Origin of the sequence: Pantoea sp. BL1, assembly GCF_000963985.1 — a bacterium.
Classification (GTDB): domain Bacteria; phylum Pseudomonadota; class Gammaproteobacteria; order Enterobacterales; family Enterobacteriaceae; genus Pantoea; species Pantoea rwandensis_B.
Map to the genome: position 1 here is coordinate 30,837 of NZ_JZRH01000011.1, position 21,939 is coordinate 52,775.

Sequence of the window (21,939 nt, forward strand, 5' to 3'; positions counted from 1 at the left end):
CATCGGACGCAAAAGGTAATTCGGGATAACCCGTTGTCATCATGGCGAAATATTTGTGAGACGGGAAATACTTTGGGCGATAATTGAGTCCAGAAGTTTACAATCATTAGCCTGCTATCTTATTAATAATTTCTTTATTTTTCCTTAGCAGTTTACTTACGAATGGCACGGCATTATTGGCAACATTAGCACCAGGCTAAGCGATACGGTGAAATGCAAAAATGTGACAAAAATCACATTTTCGAGCGCGCGATATCGAGGGGGACACCGGCTTTTCCTCGCTGCAGCGGGCGATATCAGACTCACTTTCCGGTCCACCGCAGCGACACAATACGTTGCGCCACTACGGTGAACAGCGACGATGTCAGCTTAAATCGACGCCTTTGGTCCCGCCCCACCAGGTAAAGGCAAATCCACCGACCCACGCGACAATTAACCCCGCGAGATAGACCGCCATACCGGCAAAGATCCCCTGTGAAGAGGTCATCAGCGGCAACGTAACCAATCCGGAAGGCCCAAACACCGTATTCATCCCCACCGGCAGACCGAGCCAGGCCACCAAGCCAATGAAGAATCCACCCAACGCACCGCCACAACAGGCAGTAATAAATGGCTTCAGGCGCGGCAGCGTAACGCCATAAATCAGAGGTTCGCCCACGCCCAACAGGCCCGGCACGATTGCGCCTTTGATTTGCGTACGCAGCAGAGAATGCTTATCGGCCTTGCACCACAGCGCCAATGACGCGCCCACCTGGCCTGCGCCCGCCATCGCCAGAATCGGGAATAGCGAGTTGAATCCCTGAGTTTCCATCAACGCGAAATAGACCGGGATAAAGCCCTGATGAATCCCGAACATCACCGCAATCAAAAACAGACCGGCCAAAATAGCGCAGCCAAAGGGATTGTTATTGAGATGAATAAACAACCACGACATGCCTTTAAATAACTCACCGCCAATCGGCATAATCACCATAAAGGTAATGGCACCGGTAATTAATAACGTGAGTAACGATGTCAAAATCATGTCGAGATTATCGGGGATAATTTTACGCAGTTGTTTCTCAATCCACGCACCGAATATCGCCGCCAATAATACGCCGATAATATTACCGCGCGGGTCAATCGCCATGCCAAAGAAATCTGACATTCCGCTGTAATAACCCACCGTGGCTTTTGGCATATAACCCAGCACAAACAGCGAGGCGATAATGGCACCATTTACGCCAGTGCCACCAAAGGATTTTTGCGCGTTATAGCCAATCAGGATACTGAGAAAGGTAAACAGCCCCTTGCCGAACACTTTCATGTAGGCCACGGTATCCAGCAGCCACTGCGCATGTTCGCCGGGCTGGTTGAGGTGGAAAATCTGCTCAATCAGCGTGGCAAATCCCAGCAGCAAACCGGCACCGATAAAACCGGGGATCAGGGGGGTGAAGATGGTGGCAAAACAGGAAAGAAAACGGTGCAGTGCGCTGGTTTGCTTCGCTTTCATCTGCTGCTTTTGAGCGGCGGCAAGGGTGCTGAGATCCTGCGGCTTTTCCGCTTCATCGTTATTCAGTAATCCCTGCATTTTCTCTGCGGCAGTTTGCGCTTTGCCGGGACCAAGAACGATTTGCAGTTGCGCATCGCTGTCGATCACCCCCAATACGCCGGGCAGCGTTTTCAACCTTGCGTGATCCACCAGAGCGGCATCCGCGAGCGTGAGGCGCAGGCGCGTCATGCAGTTACCGCACTGCACGATGTTATGCGCGCCTCCTACCGCTTGCAGGATATCGCGCAGCAGTCCTTCGGTGATGGCGGCCATTATTGCGCTCCTGCGTCACGCAATGCGTTACGGATAAAGCCGCTGTTTTGCTTCAGCAGCGCTTTGGCTTCGTTGGCATCCAATCCTGCCAGCACCATCACAATGGCGGTTTTGCAGTGCCCATGACACGCGTTCAGCGCCTGCTGCGCGGTGGCTTCGTCGCAGTCAGTGGCCTGTTTCACGATATTGATTTGGCGCTGCACCAGCTTTTGGTTGGTGGCTTCAACATCGACCATCAGGTTGCCATACACCTTGCCACTGCGGATCATGGCGCCAGTGGTCAGCATATTGAGCACCAGCTTTTGTGCTGTACCCGCTTTCATGCGCGAGGAACCGGTGACGACTTCTGGCCCCACTACCGGGGTGAGCGCCACATCGGCGGCTTGCGACATGGGGCTGTTGGGATTGCAAGTTAATGCCGCGCTGAAAGCACCCTGCTGTTTCGCATAGGCTAACGCGCCCAATACATAGGGCGTACGGCCACTGGCAGCAATCCCCACCAGTACATCATTAGCGTTGAAATCGATGTCCTTTAAATCCTGTGCACCCTGTTCAACGTTATCTTCCGCGTTCTCCACCGCCTGCAAAATCGCGGTGTGGCCGCCAGCAATTAAACCGACGACCTGCGAGCGCGGCGTGCCGAAAGTTGGCGGACACTCACTGGCATCGAGAATACCGAGACGGCCCGAAGTGCCCGCTCCGCAATAAATGAGGCGTCCGCCTTTGCTGAAGGCTGCGGTAATCGCATCCACCACCTGTGCGATCTGCGGCACAATCGCCTCCACCGCCAGCGCCACTTTTTTGTCTTCATCATTAATGACGCGCAGCATCGCTTCGGTGGATAGCTCGTCAATGTTTTGGCTCGCCGGGTTACGGCCTTCGGTGATCATCTGGCTGAGGTCAATCTGCATCACGCACTCCTGTGAAAGAATAATTTATTCAAAAAACTATAACCCATTTTGAATTGTTAATTCCTGCCTGGCGGTCAAGTTTTTGTACTTTTTACTGAAGCAGACGAAAAAAACCCGCCGGATGGCGGGTAGTTGTTAGATGTGATCTCTACGCGTTCGCTAATTCTCTGCGCGCTAACTCCGCCAGAAAACCGCTGCGCGATCCATATTCGCGATGTGACTCGACATAGCTGTCAATTTTGCTGAGTAGATTTTGTGGCAGAGTGATATTGAGCTTTATCGCTTTACCTTCATAGCGACTCAGATCGATCTCTACGAATGCCCAGTATCCTCCCTGACACTCTTCATCGTGAATATGTGTCTCAATGGCTGCCGCCTTAGGGATGGTTTTACCTGCATCCGCTAAAGATTCTACGTGTGAATCAATCGCGTTAAGTGCGTCGCGCAGCGCATCGTCCACACTTTTACCTGCAAAAAAACATCCCTCTACATCCGGCACAAAACCTGACCAACTATTGTCCTCTGTCCTATGCAGATAAACGGGGAATCTCATGTTCAGTCCTCTCTAAAAGTAATATTTAGGTAGGAATTCATTGCAATGCCTGCTGCAACTGGCATTGCTAATTTTTCCAAATCGGGGGCTGAGCCCCCGTATACGTTCAGTCCATTAACTTCATTAATTTACGTAATGTTCCAGTTGCCAGGTCTTTTTCAGGATGAGGAAGTGAAATGTGATAAGCCTTATCTGCTCTCACAAACACATGATGGCTGCCTTTCACGCGGTCTAATACCCAGCCGCGGTCCAACAACATCCTGATCAGCTCCCTGCTGCTCAATTAAGCCTCCTGTCATCTTAGCGCTAATTATATACCCACCATAACCACAAAGACAAAATCAATAGTGGTTATGGTGGGTATAAAATAAAGCGCAGTTATGGCAGTGAAACATCCAGGACGCGTCTTGAAATGATATAAAAAAACCCGCCGGATGGCGGGTTTAAGAAACAGAACGATGTCTGAGGTTCCGAAGTCGCCATTAATGCGACCGTTATGCCTTAACTGGCTTTCTGCGTGCGTAGTTCCAGCTCGTAGGCTTCGGCTTGTTGGGTGTCAAACTGGTTTTCCCAGCGAGCAATGACCAGCACTGCCAGCGCATTACCGATCACGTTCAATGCGGTACGCGCCATATCCATGATGCGGTCCACACCGGCGATAAACGCCAGACCTTCCAGTGGAATACCCACGCTGCCCAGCGTTGCCAGTAGCACCACGAAGGACACGCCCGGCACGCCAGCAATCCCTTTCGAGGTCACCATCAGCGTCAACACCAGAATGATTTCATCGGTCAGCGACAGATCGATTCCATAGAGCTGTGCGATAAAGATTGCCGCGATGCTCTGATACAGCGTTGAACCATCGAGATTGAATGAGTAACCGGTCGGCACCACGAAGCTGGTGATGGCTTTCGGTGCACCGTAAGCTTCCATCTTCTGCATAATGCGTGGCAGCACGGTTTCTGAACTGGAGGTGGAATAGGCCAGAATCAGCTCATCTTTCAGGATGCGCATCAGCGTGGTAATACGCAGTTTACACATGCGCGCGACTGTTCCCAGCACCACGAAGGCAAAGAACAGAATCGCCACGTACACCAGCAGCACCAGCTTGGCCAGTGGATAAAGCGAGGCAAAACCAAAGTTAGCGATAGTGACCGCAATCAGCGCGAACACGCCGACTGGCGCATAACGCATGATCATGTGCGTCACTTTAAACATGGTTTCAGACACGGAACGGAACACGGTCACCAGCGGATCACGATGTTCTGAAGGCAGCGCTGACAAGCCCATACCAAACAGCACCGAGAAGAAGATGATTGGCAGCATATCGCCCTTCACCAGCGAAGCGAAAATGTTCTGCGGGATCAGCGACAGAATGGTGGTCACCAGACCGTGAGGGGCACCCTGCACCGCTTCCGTAGTGGCTTCGTATTTAGAGATGTCCACCGTTACCAGCGTCGACATATCAATGCCACTACCGGGCTGGAATACGTTGGCCAGCGTGATGCCGACCACAATGGCAATGGTGGTGATCACTTCAAAATAGACGATGGTTTTGACACCAATACGTCCCAGCTTTTTCGCATCGCCGACGCCAGCAATGCCGACGATCAAAGATGAAATCACAATCGGCACCACAATCATCTTGATCAGATGAATAAAGATGTCGCCTGCAGGGGTAAGAATGTTAGTGATTAACCATTCACGATCGTCTGGCTGATTATGCAGCACGGTCCCGATGATAACGCCGAGAATCAGGGCAATCAAAATTTGCCAGGCAAGGGTGAGCTTAAAACCTTTCATAACGCGTTATTTTCCTCAGTAAAAACCCCTTTGCTCCGCTGCGAAGGTGCAGGAGACATGACACACAGGGAAGTGAGCAAAAGCCCGATAAAATAGAGGGTTATAGTGGACTGCATCAAACACGACTGCGTAAGCATTTTGCGCCTGCGCGATGATGTAGCCTGAGTAGATACCTGCTGAACAGGGCCGAGATAAGTACCATTTTCACTACGGTAATTGCAAGCCCTGGGGGGTTAGCTTAAATCCTGCGCAGGTTAGTAGCATAAAATGCTGACATTTACGTTTAATCATAACTCGCTGTTATGAAAAGTGTTAATTCGATAATTTTCCGCATAGCTATTCAATATCGGGCAAAAAACCGCCTGGCGCGTTTGCTGATTATTTAACCAGCGACAACGTCTGATTCCGCGAAAAACCACAGATTGGGTCTCATTGGTTTCGGTGATGAACAGTATGAATTCGGGCGCTTTTCAGGCATACAAAAGGTCGTGATCCAGACTACAAAACAGAAACAAAGCCCAGTCACGCTCTTCAATTAACCTTTGATTGACATATGATTAACATCTTCAAGGAGGTCAGCCATGAGCCAAATACATAAGCATCCTGTACCCGCTGCCGTCGCAGCGAATGCCCTGATTAATGCCGACCAGTATGCGGCGCTGTATCAACAATCGGTTGACGATCCCGACGCCTTTTGGGGTGAGCAAGGTAAAATCCTCGACTGGATCAAGCCTTACAGCAAGGTGAAAAACACCTCCTTTGCCCCCGGCAATATTTCGATTCGCTGGTATGAAGACGGTGCGCTGAATCTCGCCGCCAACTGCCTTGACCGTCATTTGCAGACGCGGGGCGATCACCCGGCGATTATCTGGGAAGGCGATGACGCCAGCGAAAGTAAAACCATTACGTTCCGTGAACTGCATAGCGACGTGTGCCGCTTTGCCAACGTGCTGCTGAGCCTCGGCGTGAAGAAAGGCGATGTCGTCGCCATCTATATGCCGATGGTGCCGGAAGCAGCCGTGGCGATGCTGGCCTGTGCGCGTATTGGCGCAGTGCACTCCGTCATTTTCGGCGGTTTCTCACCGGAAGCGGTGGCCGGTCGCGTCGTGGATTCCAACGCTAAACTGGTGATCACCGCAGATGAAGGGGTGCGCGCCGGACGCAGCATTCCGCTGAAGAAAAACGTCGATGACGCACTGAATAACCCGAGCGTCACCAGCGTGAAAAACGTGGTGGTGTTCAAGCGCACCGGTAAAGACACCGGCTGGCGCGAAGGCCGCGATCTTTGGTGGCACGAGTTGGTGGCGAAGGCCAGCGATCAGCACGAACCGGTCGCGGTTGAAGCCGAGCATCCACTGTTTATCCTTTATACCTCCGGCTCCACCGGCAAACCGAAAGGCGTGCTGCACACCACCGGCGGTTATCTGGTGTATGCCGCCAGCACCTTCAAATATGTCTTTGATTACCATCCGGATGATGTCTACTGGTGCACCGCCGATGTGGGCTGGATCACCGGACACAGCTATCTGATTTACGGCCCACTGGCCTGCGGCGCCACCACCCTGATGTTCGAAGGCGTGCCGAACTGGCCGAAGCCGAGCCGAATGGCAGAAGTGGTCGATAAGCATAAGGTGACGCTGTTGTATACCGCGCCAACCGCCATCCGCGCCCTGATGGCCGAAGGCGACAAGGCCATTGAAGGTACCAGTCGCAGCAGCCTGCGCATCATGGGATCGGTCGGCGAGCCAATCAACCCGGAAGCCTGGGAGTGGTATTACAAAAAGATTGGCGACAGCCGCTGCCCGATTGTGGATACCTGGTGGCAGACCGAAACCGGGGGTTTCATGATTACGCCGCTGCCAGGCGCGATTGAGCTAAAAGCCGGATCGGCGACCAAGCCGTTCTTTGGCGTGCAGCCCGCATTGGTGGATAACGAAGGCAATGCGCTGGAAGGGGCGACCGAAGGCAACCTGGTGATCAACGATTCGTGGCCAGGCCAGGCGCGTACGCTGTTCGGCGATCATGACCGCTTCGAGCAAACCTACTTCTCCACCTTCAAAAACCGCTATTTCAGCGGTGACGGCGCACGCCGTGATGAAGATGGCTACTACTGGATTACCGGCCGCGTCGATGACGTATTGAACGTCTCGGGCCATCGCCTCGGCACCGCAGAGATTGAATCGGCGCTGGTGTCGCATCCGAAGATTGCGGAAGCGGCCGTTGTGGGGATTCCTCACAGCATTAAAGGCCAGGCAATCTATGCTTATATCACGCTGAACCACGGCGAAGAGCCATCGCCAGAGTTGTATACCGAAGTGCGCAACTGGGTACGTAAAGAGATCGGCCCGATTGCCACGCCGGATGTGCTGCACTGGACCGACTCGCTGCCAAAAACCCGCTCCGGCAAGATTATGCGTCGTATTCTGCGCAAAATCGCGGCGGGCGATACCAGTAATCTCGGCGATACCTCTACCCTGGCCGATCCGGGCGTGGTAGAGAAATTGCTGGAGGAGAAGCAGTCCATCACCATGCCGTAATCGGCATCGACGCGACGGAGAGTGTCAGCCTGTTCACGGCAGGCTATTCTCCGTCACCCCCACCTTACGCTTTTCACCATCGCAAAACCTATACCCAAAATAATTTGAGCTGCAGGAAGGCGGCAAAAATGAGAATTCCAGGAGCTTACTGAAGTAAGTGACTGGGATGAACATACGCAGTCAACGCACCTGCTGCTCGAAAGATGAAGGGTATATATAACTAGAATATTCAGCAGTTTAAATCATTTAATCGTGAGATATCTGCCTGCCTTTCCTCTGGAGAAACTGTGATGAACGAAGCCCTAAATCAACAGGAAGCAGTCTGGCAACAAATCGAGAGTAACCCGCGTTTTCAGGAACTGGTGCACAAGCGCCAGGCCTTTGCGCTGTTGCTCAGTATCATCATGCTGGTGTTGTACGTCGGCTTTATTTTGCTGATTGCCTTTGCCCCTGGCTGGCTCGGTACGCCGCTGCATGAAGGCACCAATGTCACACGCGGCATACCCATCGGCGTTGGCCTCATTGTGGTGTCGTTTCTGCTCACTGGCGTCTATGTCTGGCGCGCTAACGGCGAGTTTGATCGCCTGACCAAACAGATCCTGAGCGAGGTGAAATCATGAAGCGCCTGTTCTCAGCCTTGTTAGCGGTAGTGCCCGCCAGCGTTTTTGCCGCCGACGCCATTACCGGCGCGGTGCAAAAACAGGCCACCAACTACGAAGCCATCATTATGTTTGTGGTGTTTGTGGCGGCGACGCTCGGCATCACCTATTGGGCTTCCAAACGCACCCGTTCACGCAGCGACTACTACACGGCGGGCGGCAATATTACCGGCTTCCAGAACGGTCTGGCGATGGCGGGTGACTTTATGTCTGCGGCCTCGTTCCTCGGTATCTCAGCGCTGGTTTACACCTCGGGCTACGATGGGTTGATCTACTCGCTCGGTTTCCTGGTGGGCTGGCCGATGATTCTGTTCCTCATTGCGGAGCGCTTACGTAACCTCGGGCGCTATACCTTTGCCGATGTGGCGTCATATCGCCTGCAGCAAAAACCGATTCGTACCCTGTCGGCCTGTGGCTCGCTTGTCGTCGTGGCGCTGTATTTGATTGCGCAAATGGTGGGTGCGGGCAAACTCATCCAGCTACTGTTTGGCCTCGATTATCATATCGCCGTGGTACTGGTGGGGATTTTGATGGTGATGTATGTGCTGTTTGGCGGCATGCTGGCCACCACATGGGTACAGATCATCAAAGCCGTGCTACTGCTGTTTGGGGCCAGCTTTATGGCGATTATGGTCATGAAAGCCACCGGCTTCAGCTTCAACACGCTGTTTACCGAAGCGATGGCGGTCCATCCGAAAGGTGCTGCGATCATGCAACCAGGCGGTCTGGTGAAAGATCCGATATCGGCATTGTCTCTTGGCCTTGGATTGATGTTCGGCACCGCGGGCTTACCGCATATTCTGATGCGCTTCTTTACCGTGGCGGATGCACGTGAAGCGCGTAAGAGCGTGTTCTGGGCCACCGGCTTTATGGGTTATTTCTACTTCCTCACCTTTATCATTGGTTTTGGCGCGATTCTGCTGGTCGGCGCAAATCCAGCCTTCAAAGATGCTTCTGGCGCTCTGATTGGTGGCACCAATATGGCGGCGGTGCATCTGGCGAATGCGGTCGGCGGCAGCCTGTTCCTTGGTTTTATCTCGGCGGTCGCCTTCGCCACCATTCTGGCGGTGGTTGCCGGGCTGACGCTGGCCGGGGCTTCTGCGGTATCACATGACCTGTATGCCAGCGTGATCCGTAAAGGTCAGGCGACCGAACGTGATGAGCTGCGCGTCTCGAAAATTACCGTACTGATTCTGGGTGTGGTGGCGATTGTGCTGGGTATCGCGTTTGAGAAACAGAACATCGCCTTTATGGTCGGTCTGGCGTTCTCGATTGCGGCCAGCTGTAACTTCCCGATTATTTTGCTCTCAATGTACTGGTCGAAGCTGACCACGCGCGGCGCGATGATTGGCGGCTGGCTGGGATTGATTACGGCGGTAGTGTTGATGATCCTCGGGCCGACCATCTGGGTGCAGGTGTTGGGGCATGCCACGCCGGTCTATCCGTATGAGTATCCGGCGCTGTTCTCAATGGCGGCGGCGTTTATCGGTACCTGGCTGTTCTCGATTACCGATCACTCCAGACAGGGTGCTGAAGAGCGGGCTAAATTCCGCGGTCAGTTTATTCGTTCACAAACTGGCGTAGGGATTTCGCAGGGTAAAGCGCACTAAACAAAAAATGCCGCCCAAATGGGCGGCATTCCTTATACGTAATAATGAATCCGCTGCGCCATCAGGTGCATCGGATGTCATCATCAGAAACGCAGTGACGCACCCACATACGGGCCATCGACCAGCACGTTGTCTTTGCGGTCGCCTTTGTTGTTCAGCTCGATGTACTGATAACCCACACGCAGGTTGAGCAGTGAGATCGGCGTGAAGCTCAGGCCACCAGACGCTTCTTTATAGCTGTCCAGACGATCGGAGAACGCTTCTGGCGCATAGTAGTATTCGCCGTACAGGCCCCACATGCTGTTGAAGTTATATTGCGCACCAGCACCAACGGCCACAGTGAAGCCATCACGACCATCTTCTGGGTGGGTAAACAGCGCTTTGGCGGTAGGGGCAATGCGGAAGTCGCCAAAATCGATGTTGTAGCCCGCGCCCAGACCGTAGGTGCTGCCATCGTGATCGCTGCGCAGCCAGTTGCCTTTCAGGAACAGGCCAGGAGAGGTGGTGCCGAGGCCAAGGTTCAGGTTGGTGCTATGCTCACCCACGTCAACACTGCCCTCAATCGCCTGCGCGCCGCTGCTCAGCAGTGCCAGACCCAATACGCTTCCAGTAACAAGTTGCTTAAACATATGATTCCACTCCATGAAGGACAAATAAGTCGGCGCAAAGGGTAACAGCCTGGCAGCAGGAGACAACTTTATTTGGAAACCTTTACGTAAAAATCGATGACAGTGCGCAAAAAGCGACCATCAGGCCGCCCACAGCAAGTGACTCAGCAATGGAGCCAGTATCACCGTGACCACGCCTGACAGCATCATCACCAGGCTCGATACCACGCCCTCTTGCTGACCTAATTGATAAGCGCGAGCCGTGCCCGCACCGTGTGACGCAGCACCAAAACCCGCGCCTTTTGCCACGCCCTGCTTGATGGCAATCCGCAGAAACAGCACATCGCCCACCGCCATGCCAAACACCCCGGTGATCACCACAAACAGCGCCACCAAATCCGGCTGACCGCCAATCGGCAGCGCGGCTGCGAGGGCAAACGGCGTGGTAATCGAACGCACTGCGAGGCTGCGCTGGATGGTTTCCGGCAGCATCAGCAGTCGCGCCAGCCATACCGAACTGCACACCGCCACCAGCGTGGCAGTTAACACGCCGACACTCAACGACAGCCAGTGACGCTTAATAATCTCCAGGTTCTCATACACGGGCACGGCAAACGCCAGCGTTGCCGGGCCCAGCAGCCAGATCAGCCAGTGGCTCTCGGCGATGTAATCCTGCCAACTAACGTGCGTCAGTAATAGCAGCGCCACCAGCACTACCGGCGTCATCACCAGTGGCATCAGCAACAGTGTTTGTTTGCGACGATAAAGGCGTTTATTGACGTAATAGACCAGCAGCGTGAGAGCCAGACACAGCAGACTAATGATGAAATCAGCCATGATGTGCCTGCTTACGCGCCGCACGCGCCAGTTCGAAGCGGTACAGACGATCCACCACCAGCGAGGTCGCCGCCAGCACTAACAAAGTACTGACCGCAATCACCACACAGATACGCCAGCCTTCACTGCGCAGCAAATCGCTATAATTGACCACCGCCACCACCGCAGGAATAAAGAACAGCAGCATTTCTGCCAGCAGCCAGTTGGCCCCGGCTTTCACCCAACGCAGCGGCACCACGCGCGTCATGATCAATAACAACAGCAGCACCATTCCCACCACATTGGCGGGCAGCGGCAAATGCAGCCAGCTCACCAGTTTGTCGCTGGCCATAAACAGGCCGATATACAGCACCAACTGCAATGGCACAAAAACACGTTGCAGGATGTCCGTTCTGCGCGGACTCAATGCAAGCGCCATTTTCTTTCTCCCCAGAATTAAACGTTGGGCTTAGTATAAATCCGCGCCAAACTGTGAAAGAAATGAATTAAAATTATTCAAACTATGCCAAAAAGGAATACTTTATGGACGTCCGCGCCCTACGCTATTTCACCGAGGTGGTACGCCAGCAAAGTTTCACCCGTGCCGCTGAGAAGCTGTTTGTCACGCAGCCTACCATCAGCAAAATGCTGCGCCAGTTAGAGGAAGAACTCGGCTGCACGCTGCTGCTGCGTGAGGGACGCAAGCTGCATCTCACCGACAGCGGTCAGGCGGTGTATCAGCGCGGGCTGGCGATTCTGCAGGAGTTTCATCAACTGGAAGCGCAGATTGGCGATATCAATGAATTGAAAACCGGTGAACTGCGGCTGGGCATCCCGCCGATGGTCGGGATGCAGATCGCCGGTTCGATCTCCGCGTTTCGCCGCCGCTATCCGGGTGTACAATTGAAGATTGTCGAATCCGGCGGCTTAACCGTGCAGCAGGCCGTGCTGAACGGCGGACTGGATATTGCGCTCACCGCGCTGCCTGTTGATGCCGATTTGCCGCTTAAAACGCTGGAACTGATGCGTCATCCTTTGTGCGTGCTGCTGCCGCGCAGCGCGCAGTGGCTCAATCGCAGCAGCCTGGGTCTCAAGGAACTGGCGGCTCATCCACTGCTGATCCTGAATGAAGAGTTCTCGCTTAATCGTCAGTTGATGAAAGCATTTCAGCGTCAGGGGCTGACGCCGGAGATTGCGGTGCGCAGCGCGCAGTGGGATTTCCTGGCAGCAATGGTACAAGCCGAAATGGGACTGGCAATTTTACCCGAGCCGATTTGCCAGCGGCTGGATAAGCAATCGCTGCTGTGGCTGCCTCTGGAATCGGAGTTGCAGTGGAGCCTGGGCTTGATCTGGCGTGAAGGCAGCTATCTGTCGCGCAGTGCGCAGGCGTGGATCGAGTGCTGCCGCCAACATTGGCCTGACGCGCCGCCACGGTTGTCGGTGTAGCAATCCCGGAGCACATTAAAATTCCCCATAGAGGCGCAATGATTGTCAGCAAAGCTGACGGATGATAACGCAGTCTGGTGTCGTTCAGGGGCTGGCTGCTCTGAAGCTTCAGTGCGTGTTGTTAAAAAGTGCAGGATAGTAGAGGCCAGGGCGCCTCTGCTGCTGCAAGGGCTATCCGCAGCGCTGAGGCTTTTACGTTGGGCCAGGAGCCTGGCGCAGGGAGGCGACTGGCAGTTCGGGTTGGCCAAGGCGGCCTTACCCGAACAGTCCTTCGGCACGACGTGGAAGCCGAAGGCAACGCGTCAGCGGCGCGAGGAAGGCCCGGCAGCAGCAACGGTGCTCAGGCCCGCACGCCGCCTGCGTTATTCCTCTTTCTCGATCAGCAACGCTTCCAGCAAATCGAGATCGCGCAGCAGTTTCTGCATTGTCTCATTCGAAATCTCTTGAGTAGCACGCAGATGGTAAACCTCGGCACGTTCAGCACGCAGCGCAGTCAGGCGGAAGCGACGCTCAAGGTTTTCGGCAAACAACGCCTGATCAACCTCGTCTTTACCCACCACGCGACGGCGCAGATTGCCGATCACGCGTAAGCTCACCTCTTTTAACAGCTCAGGATCGATATTCTCTTCGGTATCGTTCTCCAGTCGCTGCTCCATCTTGTGCAAGCTCTCGATCGCCACATTGGCCATCGCCGCACGCGCATGCTGCACTTCCCGCCGGTGCCCGGACTTGTCATGGCTTTCCATACCGCGCAGCAGTATCGGCAACAGAATCACCCCGACAAACAGCGAGAACAGAATCACGCCGGTGGCGATAAATACCAGTTCATAACGCGCAGGGAACGGTTCGCCATTGCTGAGGAACAGCGGAATCGACAGCACACCGGCCAGCGTAATTGCACCGCGCACACCGGCAAAGGAAGCGATGAGCAACTCACGGAAAGAGTAGTTGGAGAACTCCAGCGGTTTCTTTTTCAGAAAGCGCAGGCTGGCACGTTGCATCATCCACAGCCAGCCAAAGCGCACAATCATCAAGGCGACATACACCAGCGCAACATCGGTGAACAACATCCACAGCTCAACGTTAGGATCGGCATTGGCCTGCGCGACGGAGGTTTCCAGAATGTCCGGCAGCTGCAGGCCCAGCATCAGGAACACCATGCCGTTAAAGACGAACTCCAGCATCTGCCACACGCTATTCGCACGTAAACGCATCGCCAGCGGCGCCTGACGGATAATGCCAGAGCGCGTGATGGTCATACCCGCCGCAACTGCCGCGAGGATACCTGACACGCCCAGATGCTCAGCAATCAGATAAGAGGCGAAAGGCAGCAGCAGCAGCAGCACGGTTTGCGTCGCCGGATCGTCACCGCTCCAGCGGCTCAGCAGACGCAACGAGCGACCATACAGCCAGCATACTGCCACGCCGGCAACCAGACCGCCGACCGCCACTTTGAGGAACTCCACGCTGGCACCACCCCAGGTAAACACCATGGTGCCCATCGCCACCGCGACCGCAAACTTCAATGAAACCAGGCCAGATGCGTCGTTCATCAGGGCTTCACCCTGCACAATCGACATGATCTTTTTCGGGATACGCCCTTCCCCGACGATACCGGAGAGCGCCACGGCATCGGTAGGTGACAGCACCGCAGCGAGCGCGAAGGCAGGGATCAGTGGAATACCCGGCACCAGCCAGTAAATCAGATAACCAATTCCGACCACGGTAATCAGTACCAGCACCAGCGCCAGGCCCATGATCTCGCGTCCGTGGTGCAGGAATTCGTTAATCGGCGTTTTCCAGCCATCGGCAAACAGCAGCGGCGGAATGAACAGCACGAGGAACAGCTCGGGGTCAAAATCGACATGCAAGCCAAAGCTCGGCACAGCCAGCAATGCACCAGCGGCAATCTGCACCAACGGCAGGGGAATTTGGAACGGCAATATGCGCGCCGCCACGCCGGAGAGTGACACCACCAGCGTCATAATGAGAATGGTAAAGAAGATTTCCATGCTTTCCTTAGGCGAATCGTATTTATTCAAGCGATGTTGTTGCGAAGGAAAGTGTAAAACAAAACGCCGCACGAAGGGGCAACCCTGCGTGCGGCGTGGACCAGAAAGAGACTTATCTGGAAATCAGTGGTTATAAAAGTTAAATAGCCCAGCCACCGGCGTAGAAAGTCACCAGCGCAATCGCAATCACTACGGTCCCGACATTCAGTTTGCGCCACTCACCCGCAAACACCCGACCGATCACCAACGAACCAAAGCCGAGCATGATGCCGGTCACGATGTTGCAAGTCAGGACGATGAACACGGCAGTGACCAAACCCGACATCGCATCGACAAAGTCATTGAAGTCAATCTTCGCCACGTTGCTCAGCATCAGCAGGCCAACGTACATCAACGCTGGTGCCGTCGCGTAGGCCGGTACCAGATAGGCCAGCGGAGACATAAACAGAATTAACAGGAACAACAGACCGACGACAATCGCCGTCAGTCCGGTTTTACCGCCTGCGGCTGTGCCAGCAGCCGATTCGATATACACCGCCGCAGGCGAAGCGCCGACCAAACCGGCGAACAGGCTGCTGACGGAGTCGGTGGTCAACGCGCGACCGCCGTTAATGATCTGACCGTCTTTATCCAGTAGATTCGCCTGCCCCGCCACGGCACGGATGGTGCCGGTGGCATCAAATACCGCGGTCATCACCAGCGCCAGAACGCTTGGTAAAACCACTGGCTGCAACGCGCCCATGATATCCAGGCTAAACATAGCCGACTGACCGTTCGCATCCTTCAAACTTGGCATGGCAAACAGCCCCTGATAGGTCACAGCCGGATCAAAGATCAGACCCACCACTGAAATCGCTACGATGGTCAGCAAAATCCCGCCTGGCACACGACGTTTTTCCAGACCAAAGATGGCCGCCAGCCCGATCAGCGCCATAATCACCGGGAACGAGGTGAAGTGGCCGAGTGCCACCGGCAAGCCCGGCGCCGGGTTCTTCACAACCAGGCCAATGCCATCGGCCGCAATCAGCAGCAGGAACAGGCCAATACCGACTCCCGTGCCGTGCGCCACGCCCATCGGCAGGTTACGCAAAATCCAGGCGCGAATCCCGGTGACCGAAATCAACGTGAACAGCAAGCCCATCAGGAATACCGCGCCAAGGGCAACCGGGACGCTAATGTGCTGGCCCAGCACCAGGCTAAACGCGGTGAAGGCGGTCAGGGAAATCGCACAGCCGATCGCCATGGGCAGGTTGGCCCACAATCCCATGATGATCGAACCAAAGCTGGCGACCAGGCAGGTCGCTACAAACACGGCAGTCGGCGAGAAGCCGGCTTTACCCAGCATACCCGGTACGACAATGACGGAGTAAACCATGGCTAAAAAGGTGGTTAGCCCCGCCAAAATTTCCTGACGCACGCTGCTGCCGCGTGCCGAGATGTTGAACCAGGCGTCCAGTTTTCCACTGGCCGGGCGTGAATCGCCAGACATAGTAAATCCTCTGCGTTTTTTAAGATGTAATGAGCCCCACGGCCCGCGTTTGCGCATCATCCTGGTGAAGGTATCTCAGTGAGAAAAGAGGCAAACGTTTACGTAGCCGCGTATTCCAGGTCGTAAAAGGGGACACGGGAAAAGGCAAACGATTATCTGGCGTTTGTTATGGGGTTTTCAACTACTAATCGATTATCAGGCAGGATAAAGCGCAGACTGATGCGGATTAACAATGTGGTTACACTGCTTTAGGCGAAATTTAAGAGAGTGGAACTGGCTGGAAAATCTCGATTTTTTCTATTTATCGCCAAATTTTTCCTCACCAACGGCACCAAACGTATGAGATTGCTGCGACTTGAAGCAATGACCAAGTTGAAGCGCAGCAAAGCGTCCGCGCGATGAATGGATGGAAAATCGTGGCCTGTGCCATTTATCGCATAATTGTCTCTATCCAGCTGCACAAGGGGTAAGAAGTGGCCGCCCTGTGAAGCGATGACCAACTTGAGGACCAGCAAAGGCCCGCCCGAAGAGCAAAGCGTCCGCGCCATGGACGGCGCGGCCGATCTGCATGGATGCGTTATTCCTTTGCGATCGGGCGGGCCTTTGTTGGGCATGGCACCCAACCCACAGCAACTAACCAACAACACCCAATCCACAGCACACAGCCCACAACAACTAACCAATTAGCTGAACGTTATCGCCCCGCCCTGCTCAATCGCACGTTGCCATGCAGCACGCTGCTGCATCGCTTCCAGCCAGCGCGCGGTGGCGGGCATCTCTTGCAACGATCCCCGCATCTGCATCGCCAGCAGCGGGAAACTCATCTGAACATCGGCGAGGCTAAACCGCGAACCGGCGAAATAACGATGCTGACTAAGATGCTGCTCAATCACGCCACCGTGCAGCTTCAGTTGCTTATTCAGCCAGGCCTTCTGAATCCCTTTGCTCAACGCCATGCCTGCCGGACGTAAAATCCATGGCACCGGCTTTTTCCCCAGTTGCCCAAACACCAGCTTCATCACCAGCAGCGGCATCAGCGACCCTTCCGCGTAATGCAGCCAGTAACGTGCCTGAATCTGCTCATCCTCATCCGTGATAGCAAACAGGTGCTCGCTATCATATTTTTGCAGCAGATATTCCAAAATCGCCCCTGACTCGGCGATCACGCGATTGCCATCGGTAATCACCGGCGACTTCCCTAGCGGATGGATTTTCTTTAATGACTCTGGCGCCAGCAGCGTGTCCTCGCGCTGATAACGCTTAATTTGATACGGCACCGACAGCTCTTCCAGCAGCCACAACACGCGATGCGAACGGGAATTTTCCAGATGGTGAACGGTAATCATGCGGTTTTCCTTGCCGGTCAAAGTCTCCCGGCAAGTATAGCGGATTAACCTTTGTGCTCGTCTTGCTCAGGATCGAGTAACACCGCCCCCGAACCTTGCTGTGCCAGACGGTCACCGGGATTGCGCAGTGGACAATCACGCATCGATAAGCAGCCACAGCCAATACACCCATCCAAATCGTTGCGCAGGCGCGTCAGGGTCTCGATACGCTTATCCAGCTCCTCACGCCAGTGCTGCGTCAGCGCATCCCACTCCTGCGTCGACATACGCTTGTTGGCCGGCACGTGCATCAAACTGTCGCTGACAGTCGCCAGCGGAATGCCGATGCGCTGCGCAATCTTGATAATCGCCACCCGGCGCAGCACATCGCGGCTGTAACGCCGTTGATTGCCGCCATTGCGCGAACTGAAAATTAAACCTTTGGTTTCATAAAAGTGCAGCGCGGAAACGGCCACGCCGCTACGTTTCGCCACTTCACCCGGGGTTAACACCGGTTTTGGGTAATTGCGTTCTTTTTTCATTTAGGGCCTTTACCTCAAGTTAACTTGAGGAATTATACTCGCACCCCATCAAAACTTCGAATTTCACACCCGATAAACCTTTCAGAAGGATGAGGCTATGATGCAACAGGAAATCATTCATTCACTGACACACTGGATCGATGAAAATCTGGATAAGGCCCTGTCGATCGATGAAGTGGCAGCAAAATCCGGCTACTCAAAATGGCACCTGCAGCGTATGTTCCGTACCGTGACGAAACAAACGCTGGGTGGCTATATTCGTGAGCGCCGCCTGACTCTGGCCGCTGAAGCGTTACGCCAGACCCAGCGTCCAGTGTTCGATATCGCGATGCAATACGGTTACGATTCACAGCAAACTTTTTCGCGCGTGTTCCGCCGTCAGTTTTCCCAGACGCCGACCGCCTATCGTCACACCATGCGCCGTCAGGCGATGATTCAGCGTCCGCGTCTGCTGAGTTTCGATTGCAGTGAAAACATGAACAGCTTTGCCCAGCGCACAACCGGCGAGTGCTGCCCGGTTCAGTGACATTCTGCGCGCCCTTCGCGGGCGCACCTTCCCGCTTTGCCTCTGCCATCTCCCCCGCTTCGATAAAAATCTTTCTACCATACCAGGTATAAATTTTGTTCAAACTTTCAAATCGAGTGATATAATGTGACCCAAGTCACAGATTTACCCCCGCGTAAGACGGCCAGAAGGGCCTCCCTGACCCTCCTTCTTGCCGCCAGTGATGTCCAATTAATGTCAGGGATATTACTGATTTGAAGAGGTTTTTGGAGATGGCTACGTTAACCACTAGTTTAATCGTCATGCGTTGGGAGCTGCTCAGCGCCATCATGATGTTCTTTGCCAGCACCATGAAAATTAAACTGCGTCAGAACAGTCACCACGTGATGGCACTGATGTGCGGCGGTATTGGTGTAGGCATGTCATGCTGGTTTGTCACCGGCCTGCTCGGCATTACCCTGAGCATGGAAAATCTGCACAACTTCATGGAAATCTCCAAAAACGCCTTCGTTGAAGTGATGAGCCAGACGCCTACTGATTGGCCGATGCCTTAATCGCAGCCAATAAAAAACCCCGCTAAGCGGGGTTTTTTATTTTGCTGTGTGATACTCAAATTTTCTTCAATACGGCTGGAATAACGACTTCCGGCACCGTCACACCCGGTATCTGCGTACCGCGGCGGTCTTGAATCCACATATCACCCATCATCTGGTTTAATCCACGGTCCAACCCGGTCACCAACCCGGCACCTGGCGTAAACGTCAGCTCGCCAAAGTAAATCCGATCACCATCGATGTACCAGTCCACACGCACATAATCAAAATCGCTCGCCAGGGTTTTACTCAGCGCTAATGCGTGCTGTAACTGCGCCATTTGTGGATTCACATCCAGCCCGGTATCGCGAATTTTGTGGTACGCCTCATTGAGGTTGTTCACATAAAAATTCATCGACAGTAACGGGTTACATCGGTTGTAAATCACCTGCAGCACATATTCAAAGCTGCCGTCACGCTTGTTGAACATGTGAAACTTGTAATCAATCGGCGCGGTTTTGCCATCACCAATGTACTGCTCCACCAGAATACGCGGCTTGATGTAGCGATAGTGAATCTCACGCGCTTCATTGGCAAAGTCGGTCTTCAACCAGCGATGGCAGTCACTGATAATTTTCTGCTTCTTCAGCGCATCCGGCTCTTCCAGCAGGATTTCCACCATATTGGAGCCGTGATTGGGCTTAATCACCGTGTTCTTCCAGCTCGGCAACGTATGCAGCGAGTGCGGGTCGCTGGTCTCATACACCAGTGGGATCAGGTATTCGCTGCCCACTTTCTCGGCGATGTATTCGCGCACCGAATATTTATCCGACAGGCGGCCATAGATTTGGTAATCGCCAAAAACGAATTTCCGGTACAGCACCTTCTCATTAAACACTTTCGGTTGACGCAAATTGGGCAGTTTGCGGAATTTATGAAAGTAATAGATGCGGTCCTGGTAAGCCCAGGGCATCTTCTTGATGAAGTACTGGACACTTCTTCTGAGTTCATCTTTCAACTTGAGCATATCGGACCTCATTTGTAGGTTTTGTAGTTGAGTGAGGAAACTTGAATCTTCTGAATGACGCCGTTATTGAAGAAGTAATTCATTACGGTGAGGGACAGAAGTTCAGAGATGAAGACGCTCCAGGCGGCACCCATGATGCCGTAGCCCTGGATCAGCCACCACGACAGCGGCAGACTGATCACCATCAGGCAGATAATCTTCTTCAGCAGATAGTTAAATCCGCCCTCTTTCACCATGTAGCGATACGCTACGGTCCCCATTGCCGAAAAGCAGGTTGCTAACGACAGTAACGTAATGAGACTCCCTGACTGTGTGTACTCGTGACCATACAAAGCGATGATGATTTGCTCGCCATACAGCGCGATCACCGCTAACAACAACAATGAAACACCCATGACATAGCCGTTCAGCCGCGCAGTGAGCTTGATGGCGGCTGCTCCGCGCTCCCGGAAGATCTCCGAGAAGCAGGAAGTGATGATGGCAACCGGAATGAATATCCAGGACGCCGAAATGGTATTGGCGGCAGCAAACAGGCCGAGATCGCGAGCGGAGGCAATACCCGCCAGAAACATCTGAGCGGCCTTAACCTGCACGGAAATGAAGATGCTGGAAATGGCCAACGGTAGACCGGCGTACAGCAGATAACGCAGGTAGGTATTGCGCTTCTCCTGCGGTGGCGACATGTCCTGATTTTCGCGGTAAAAGTTAGACCGTTTAATGACGTATGGCACCAGCGTGACCAGCACAATCGACAGCGTCAGCCACAAGGGATTGAGGTGCAGCCAGGCAATGGTGAAACTCAGGGTAAAGCCCAATAGCAGACCCACTGAGTTAGCCACCGTGTTAAGCCGGGAAGCCAGACGCGCGTTGTTATAGACGCTAAACGTATCCTGCGTCACAAATACGGAGGAGATAAATGAGGCCAGGGCAAATGCGAGGAAATTTTCCTGCATGTTGTACCACACCCAAATCAACACCGGGATGGAGGTCAGCAGCAATAAGACCAACCGCAAGGTGCGCGCCACCGCCATCAGCCGCAGGCCTTTCGGCGCACTCTTGCTGATGCGTTTGAACAGGATGGTTTCGGTACCGAAAATCGCTACGGTCTGCACCATCGAAAACAACGAGGTTGAAAACGCCATCTGACCGAAGATGGTCGGGCCAAATGACTTAGCCACGTAGGAGGTCACAAATATGACGCCGAACACCGAGACGATCTTCTCAGACATCATCCAGGCGGCATTAGACATTACGCTCAATTTCATCGACTGATCCTTAGTATTACTTACAGCAACTGCCTTTCGCTAAAACGTCCTTGAAATGAATTAACAAGCGCTCAGTGGGCCTGACTGAAATTAATAACTTCAAACCAAACTGGTCCGAAAAATGAGACTTCCATCAGGATTCTTTGAATGAATTCAGGAAAATTCCGATTAAATCTGGTGCGAAACTCTGCGGATGTAAACGATTTCAGCCTAAATTCGAAGCAAAGGTTTACTGGCACACCCTGTGATTTTCATAAACAGGTTATGCCGTATTTCCAATGATTGTAGTATTTTTCTGCATTTGGGATGAAATGAATCTATATCAAAAACCCAAAGCCAGGAAGGTGTTCAATGGCATTCAGAATAAAATAAGATTTATCCCATGATGATATTTATTCCAAATAACTTAATTTAGACCTCGCAATTCTAATCGCGCACTTTAATACTGCATTAATACTCTTTTTGCAGTACCAGATATTAATACAGTAATTCTC

Annotated in this window: 20 protein-coding genes; 6 read left to right on the plus strand and 14 right to left on the minus strand. The window is 53.5% G+C overall.

Annotated elements, in window-relative coordinates; all coding sequences use genetic code 11:
- Nucleotides 1–364: 364 nt before the first annotated feature.
- The 5 genes from murP to gltP all read right to left on the minus strand — a co-directional run bounded on the left by murP (nucleotide 365) and on the right by gltP (nucleotide 5,071).
- A complete protein-coding gene (gene murP / locus VH86_RS06915; protein WP_045832366.1) occupies nucleotides 365–1,804 on the minus strand; it encodes a PTS N-acetylmuramic acid transporter subunit IIBC in 1,440 nt (479 codons plus the stop codon).
- On the minus strand, nucleotides 1,804–2,715 hold the full coding sequence (murQ, locus tag VH86_RS06920; RefSeq protein WP_038643599.1) for an N-acetylmuramic acid 6-phosphate etherase: 912 nt from the start codon (nucleotides 2,713–2,715) through the stop codon (nucleotides 1,804–1,806). The genes murP and murQ overlap by 1 nt, the downstream gene beginning before the upstream one ends.
- Before the next feature lie 148 nt (nucleotides 2,716–2,863).
- Nucleotides 2,864–3,268: a type II toxin-antitoxin system HicB family antitoxin gene (locus VH86_RS06925; RefSeq protein WP_045815807.1), complete on the minus strand. Its 405-nt coding sequence runs from the start codon at nucleotides 3,266–3,268 to the stop codon at nucleotides 2,864–2,866.
- Between the two features lie 106 nt (nucleotides 3,269–3,374).
- Nucleotides 3,375–3,551 (minus strand): type II toxin-antitoxin system HicA family toxin, encoded by a 177-nt coding sequence (locus tag VH86_RS25005; protein WP_072050587.1) that lies wholly within the window; start codon nucleotides 3,549–3,551, stop codon nucleotides 3,375–3,377.
- A 218-nt stretch (nucleotides 3,552–3,769) separates the two neighbouring features.
- On the minus strand, nucleotides 3,770–5,071 hold the full coding sequence (gene gltP, locus VH86_RS06930) for a glutamate/aspartate:proton symporter GltP (protein ID WP_045832367.1): 1,302 nt from the start codon (nucleotides 5,069–5,071) through the stop codon (nucleotides 3,770–3,772).
- A 581-nt stretch (nucleotides 5,072–5,652) separates the two neighbouring features.
- On the opposite strand from gltP, the gene acs reads away from it, so the two are divergent.
- The 3 genes from acs (at nucleotide 5,653) to VH86_RS06945 (ending at nucleotide 9,877) form a co-directional block, all read left to right on the plus strand.
- Nucleotides 5,653–7,608: an acetate--CoA ligase gene (gene acs / locus VH86_RS06935; protein ID WP_045832368.1), complete on the plus strand. Its 1,956-nt coding sequence runs from the start codon at nucleotides 5,653–5,655 to the stop codon at nucleotides 7,606–7,608.
- A gap of 290 nt (nucleotides 7,609–7,898) precedes the next feature.
- Nucleotides 7,899–8,228: a DUF485 domain-containing protein gene (locus VH86_RS06940; RefSeq protein ID WP_045815804.1), complete on the plus strand. Its 330-nt coding sequence runs from the start codon at nucleotides 7,899–7,901 to the stop codon at nucleotides 8,226–8,228.
- Nucleotides 8,225–9,877, plus strand: coding sequence for a cation acetate symporter (locus VH86_RS06945; RefSeq protein ID WP_034826878.1), 1,653 nt, complete (start codon nucleotides 8,225–8,227; stop codon nucleotides 9,875–9,877). The genes VH86_RS06940 and VH86_RS06945 overlap by 4 nt, the downstream gene beginning before the upstream one ends.
- Nucleotides 9,878–9,960: 83 nt before the next feature.
- Here the strand turns inward: VH86_RS06945 and VH86_RS06950 are convergent, their stop codons facing one another.
- From VH86_RS06950 to VH86_RS06960, 3 genes are all read right to left on the minus strand, one after another.
- On the minus strand, nucleotides 9,961–10,506 hold the full coding sequence (locus VH86_RS06950) for a YfaZ family outer membrane protein (RefSeq protein ID WP_034826879.1): 546 nt from the start codon (nucleotides 10,504–10,506) through the stop codon (nucleotides 9,961–9,963).
- Nucleotides 10,507–10,626: 120 nt separating this feature from the next.
- A complete protein-coding gene (locus tag VH86_RS06955; RefSeq protein WP_045832369.1) occupies nucleotides 10,627–11,322 on the minus strand; it encodes an LrgB family protein in 696 nt (231 codons plus the stop codon).
- Nucleotides 11,315–11,740, minus strand: a complete 426-nt coding sequence (locus VH86_RS06960; RefSeq protein ID WP_034826883.1) for a CidA/LrgA family protein — start codon at nucleotides 11,738–11,740, stop codon at nucleotides 11,315–11,317. The genes VH86_RS06955 and VH86_RS06960 overlap by 8 nt, the downstream gene beginning before the upstream one ends.
- Nucleotides 11,741–11,844: 104 nt before the next feature.
- On the opposite strand from VH86_RS06960, the gene VH86_RS06965 reads away from it, so the two are divergent.
- Nucleotides 11,845–12,747: a LysR family transcriptional regulator gene (locus tag VH86_RS06965; RefSeq protein WP_045832370.1), complete on the plus strand. Its 903-nt coding sequence runs from the start codon at nucleotides 11,845–11,847 to the stop codon at nucleotides 12,745–12,747.
- A gap of 362 nt (nucleotides 12,748–13,109) precedes the next feature.
- Here VH86_RS06965 and VH86_RS06970 read toward each other — a convergent pair whose 3' ends face one another.
- The 4 genes from VH86_RS06970 to soxR form a co-directional block, all read right to left on the minus strand.
- Nucleotides 13,110–14,759, minus strand: a complete 1,650-nt coding sequence (locus VH86_RS06970) for a Na+/H+ antiporter (protein ID WP_038643606.1) — start codon at nucleotides 14,757–14,759, stop codon at nucleotides 13,110–13,112.
- 139 nt (nucleotides 14,760–14,898) lie between these two features.
- Complete coding sequence (locus VH86_RS06975) at nucleotides 14,899–16,248, minus strand: NCS2 family permease (protein WP_038643608.1); 1,350 nt, start codon at nucleotides 16,246–16,248, stop codon at nucleotides 14,899–14,901.
- A gap of 683 nt (nucleotides 16,249–16,931) precedes the next feature.
- Nucleotides 16,932–17,594, minus strand: a complete 663-nt coding sequence (locus tag VH86_RS06985) for a glutathione S-transferase family protein (protein WP_045832372.1) — start codon at nucleotides 17,592–17,594, stop codon at nucleotides 16,932–16,934.
- A gap of 44 nt (nucleotides 17,595–17,638) precedes the next feature.
- Nucleotides 17,639–18,115 carry a redox-sensitive transcriptional activator SoxR gene (gene soxR, locus VH86_RS06990; RefSeq protein ID WP_034826898.1) on the minus strand — a complete coding sequence of 159 codons (477 nt, stop codon included), beginning with the start codon at nucleotides 18,113–18,115 and terminating at the stop codon, nucleotides 17,639–17,641.
- Between the two features lie 97 nt (nucleotides 18,116–18,212).
- On the opposite strand from soxR, the gene soxS reads away from it, so the two are divergent.
- Entirely contained in the window at nucleotides 18,213–18,641 is a 429-nt protein-coding gene (gene soxS, locus VH86_RS06995; RefSeq protein ID WP_034826899.1) for a superoxide response transcriptional regulator SoxS, read from the plus strand.
- 251 nt (nucleotides 18,642–18,892) lie between these two features.
- Nucleotides 18,893–19,174, plus strand: coding sequence for a YjcB family protein (locus VH86_RS07000; RefSeq protein WP_045832373.1), 282 nt, complete (start codon nucleotides 18,893–18,895; stop codon nucleotides 19,172–19,174).
- A gap of 55 nt (nucleotides 19,175–19,229) precedes the next feature.
- Here VH86_RS07000 and VH86_RS07005 read toward each other — a convergent pair whose 3' ends face one another.
- Nucleotides 19,230–20,180 (minus strand): ATP-grasp fold amidoligase family protein, encoded by a 951-nt coding sequence (locus tag VH86_RS07005; protein WP_045832374.1) that lies wholly within the window; start codon nucleotides 20,178–20,180, stop codon nucleotides 19,230–19,232.
- Between the two features lie 8 nt (nucleotides 20,181–20,188).
- Nucleotides 20,189–21,445: a polysaccharide biosynthesis C-terminal domain-containing protein gene (locus VH86_RS07010; RefSeq protein WP_045832375.1), complete on the minus strand. Its 1,257-nt coding sequence runs from the start codon at nucleotides 21,443–21,445 to the stop codon at nucleotides 20,189–20,191.
- Nucleotides 21,446–21,939: the final 494 nt, after the last annotated feature.

What these genes read in the sequence shown, in the direction of transcription:
- murP (WP_045832366.1), bottom strand. Translation starts at nt 1,804, where the DNA reads ATGGCCGCCATCACCGAAGGACTGCTGCGCGATATCCTGCAAGCGGTA.
- murQ (WP_038643599.1), bottom strand. Translation starts at nt 2,715, where the DNA reads ATGCAGATTGACCTCAGCCAGATGATCACCGAAGGCCGTAACCCGGCG.
- VH86_RS06925 (WP_045815807.1), bottom strand. Translation starts at nt 3,268, where the DNA reads ATGAGATTCCCCGTTTATCTGCATAGGACAGAGGACAATAGTTGGTCA.
- gltP (WP_045832367.1), bottom strand. Translation starts at nt 5,071, where the DNA reads ATGAAAGGTTTTAAGCTCACCCTTGCCTGGCAAATTTTGATTGCCCTG.
- acs (WP_045832368.1), top strand. Translation starts at nt 5,653, where the DNA reads ATGAGCCAAATACATAAGCATCCTGTACCCGCTGCCGTCGCAGCGAAT.
- VH86_RS06940 (WP_045815804.1), top strand. Translation starts at nt 7,899, where the DNA reads ATGAACGAAGCCCTAAATCAACAGGAAGCAGTCTGGCAACAAATCGAG.
- VH86_RS06945 (WP_034826878.1), top strand. Translation starts at nt 8,225, where the DNA reads ATGAAGCGCCTGTTCTCAGCCTTGTTAGCGGTAGTGCCCGCCAGCGTT.
- VH86_RS06950 (WP_034826879.1), bottom strand. Translation starts at nt 10,506, where the DNA reads ATGTTTAAGCAACTTGTTACTGGAAGCGTATTGGGTCTGGCACTGCTG.
- VH86_RS06955 (WP_045832369.1), bottom strand. Translation starts at nt 11,322, where the DNA reads ATGGCTGATTTCATCATTAGTCTGCTGTGTCTGGCTCTCACGCTGCTG.
- VH86_RS06960 (WP_034826883.1), bottom strand. Translation starts at nt 11,740, where the DNA reads ATGGCGCTTGCATTGAGTCCGCGCAGAACGGACATCCTGCAACGTGTT.
- VH86_RS06965 (WP_045832370.1), top strand. Translation starts at nt 11,845, where the DNA reads ATGGACGTCCGCGCCCTACGCTATTTCACCGAGGTGGTACGCCAGCAA.
- VH86_RS06970 (WP_038643606.1), bottom strand. Translation starts at nt 14,759, where the DNA reads ATGGAAATCTTCTTTACCATTCTCATTATGACGCTGGTGGTGTCACTC.
- VH86_RS06975 (WP_038643608.1), bottom strand. Translation starts at nt 16,248, where the DNA reads ATGTCTGGCGATTCACGCCCGGCCAGTGGAAAACTGGACGCCTGGTTC.
- VH86_RS06985 (WP_045832372.1), bottom strand. Translation starts at nt 17,594, where the DNA reads ATGATTACCGTTCACCATCTGGAAAATTCCCGTTCGCATCGCGTGTTG.
- soxR (WP_034826898.1), bottom strand. Translation starts at nt 18,115, where the DNA reads ATGAAAAAAGAACGCAATTACCCAAAACCGGTGTTAACCCCGGGTGAA.
- soxS (WP_034826899.1), top strand. Translation starts at nt 18,213, where the DNA reads ATGATGCAACAGGAAATCATTCATTCACTGACACACTGGATCGATGAA.
- VH86_RS07000 (WP_045832373.1), top strand. Translation starts at nt 18,893, where the DNA reads ATGGCTACGTTAACCACTAGTTTAATCGTCATGCGTTGGGAGCTGCTC.
- VH86_RS07005 (WP_045832374.1), bottom strand. Translation starts at nt 20,180, where the DNA reads ATGCTCAAGTTGAAAGATGAACTCAGAAGAAGTGTCCAGTACTTCATC.
- VH86_RS07010 (WP_045832375.1), bottom strand. Translation starts at nt 21,445, where the DNA reads ATGAAATTGAGCGTAATGTCTAATGCCGCCTGGATGATGTCTGAGAAG.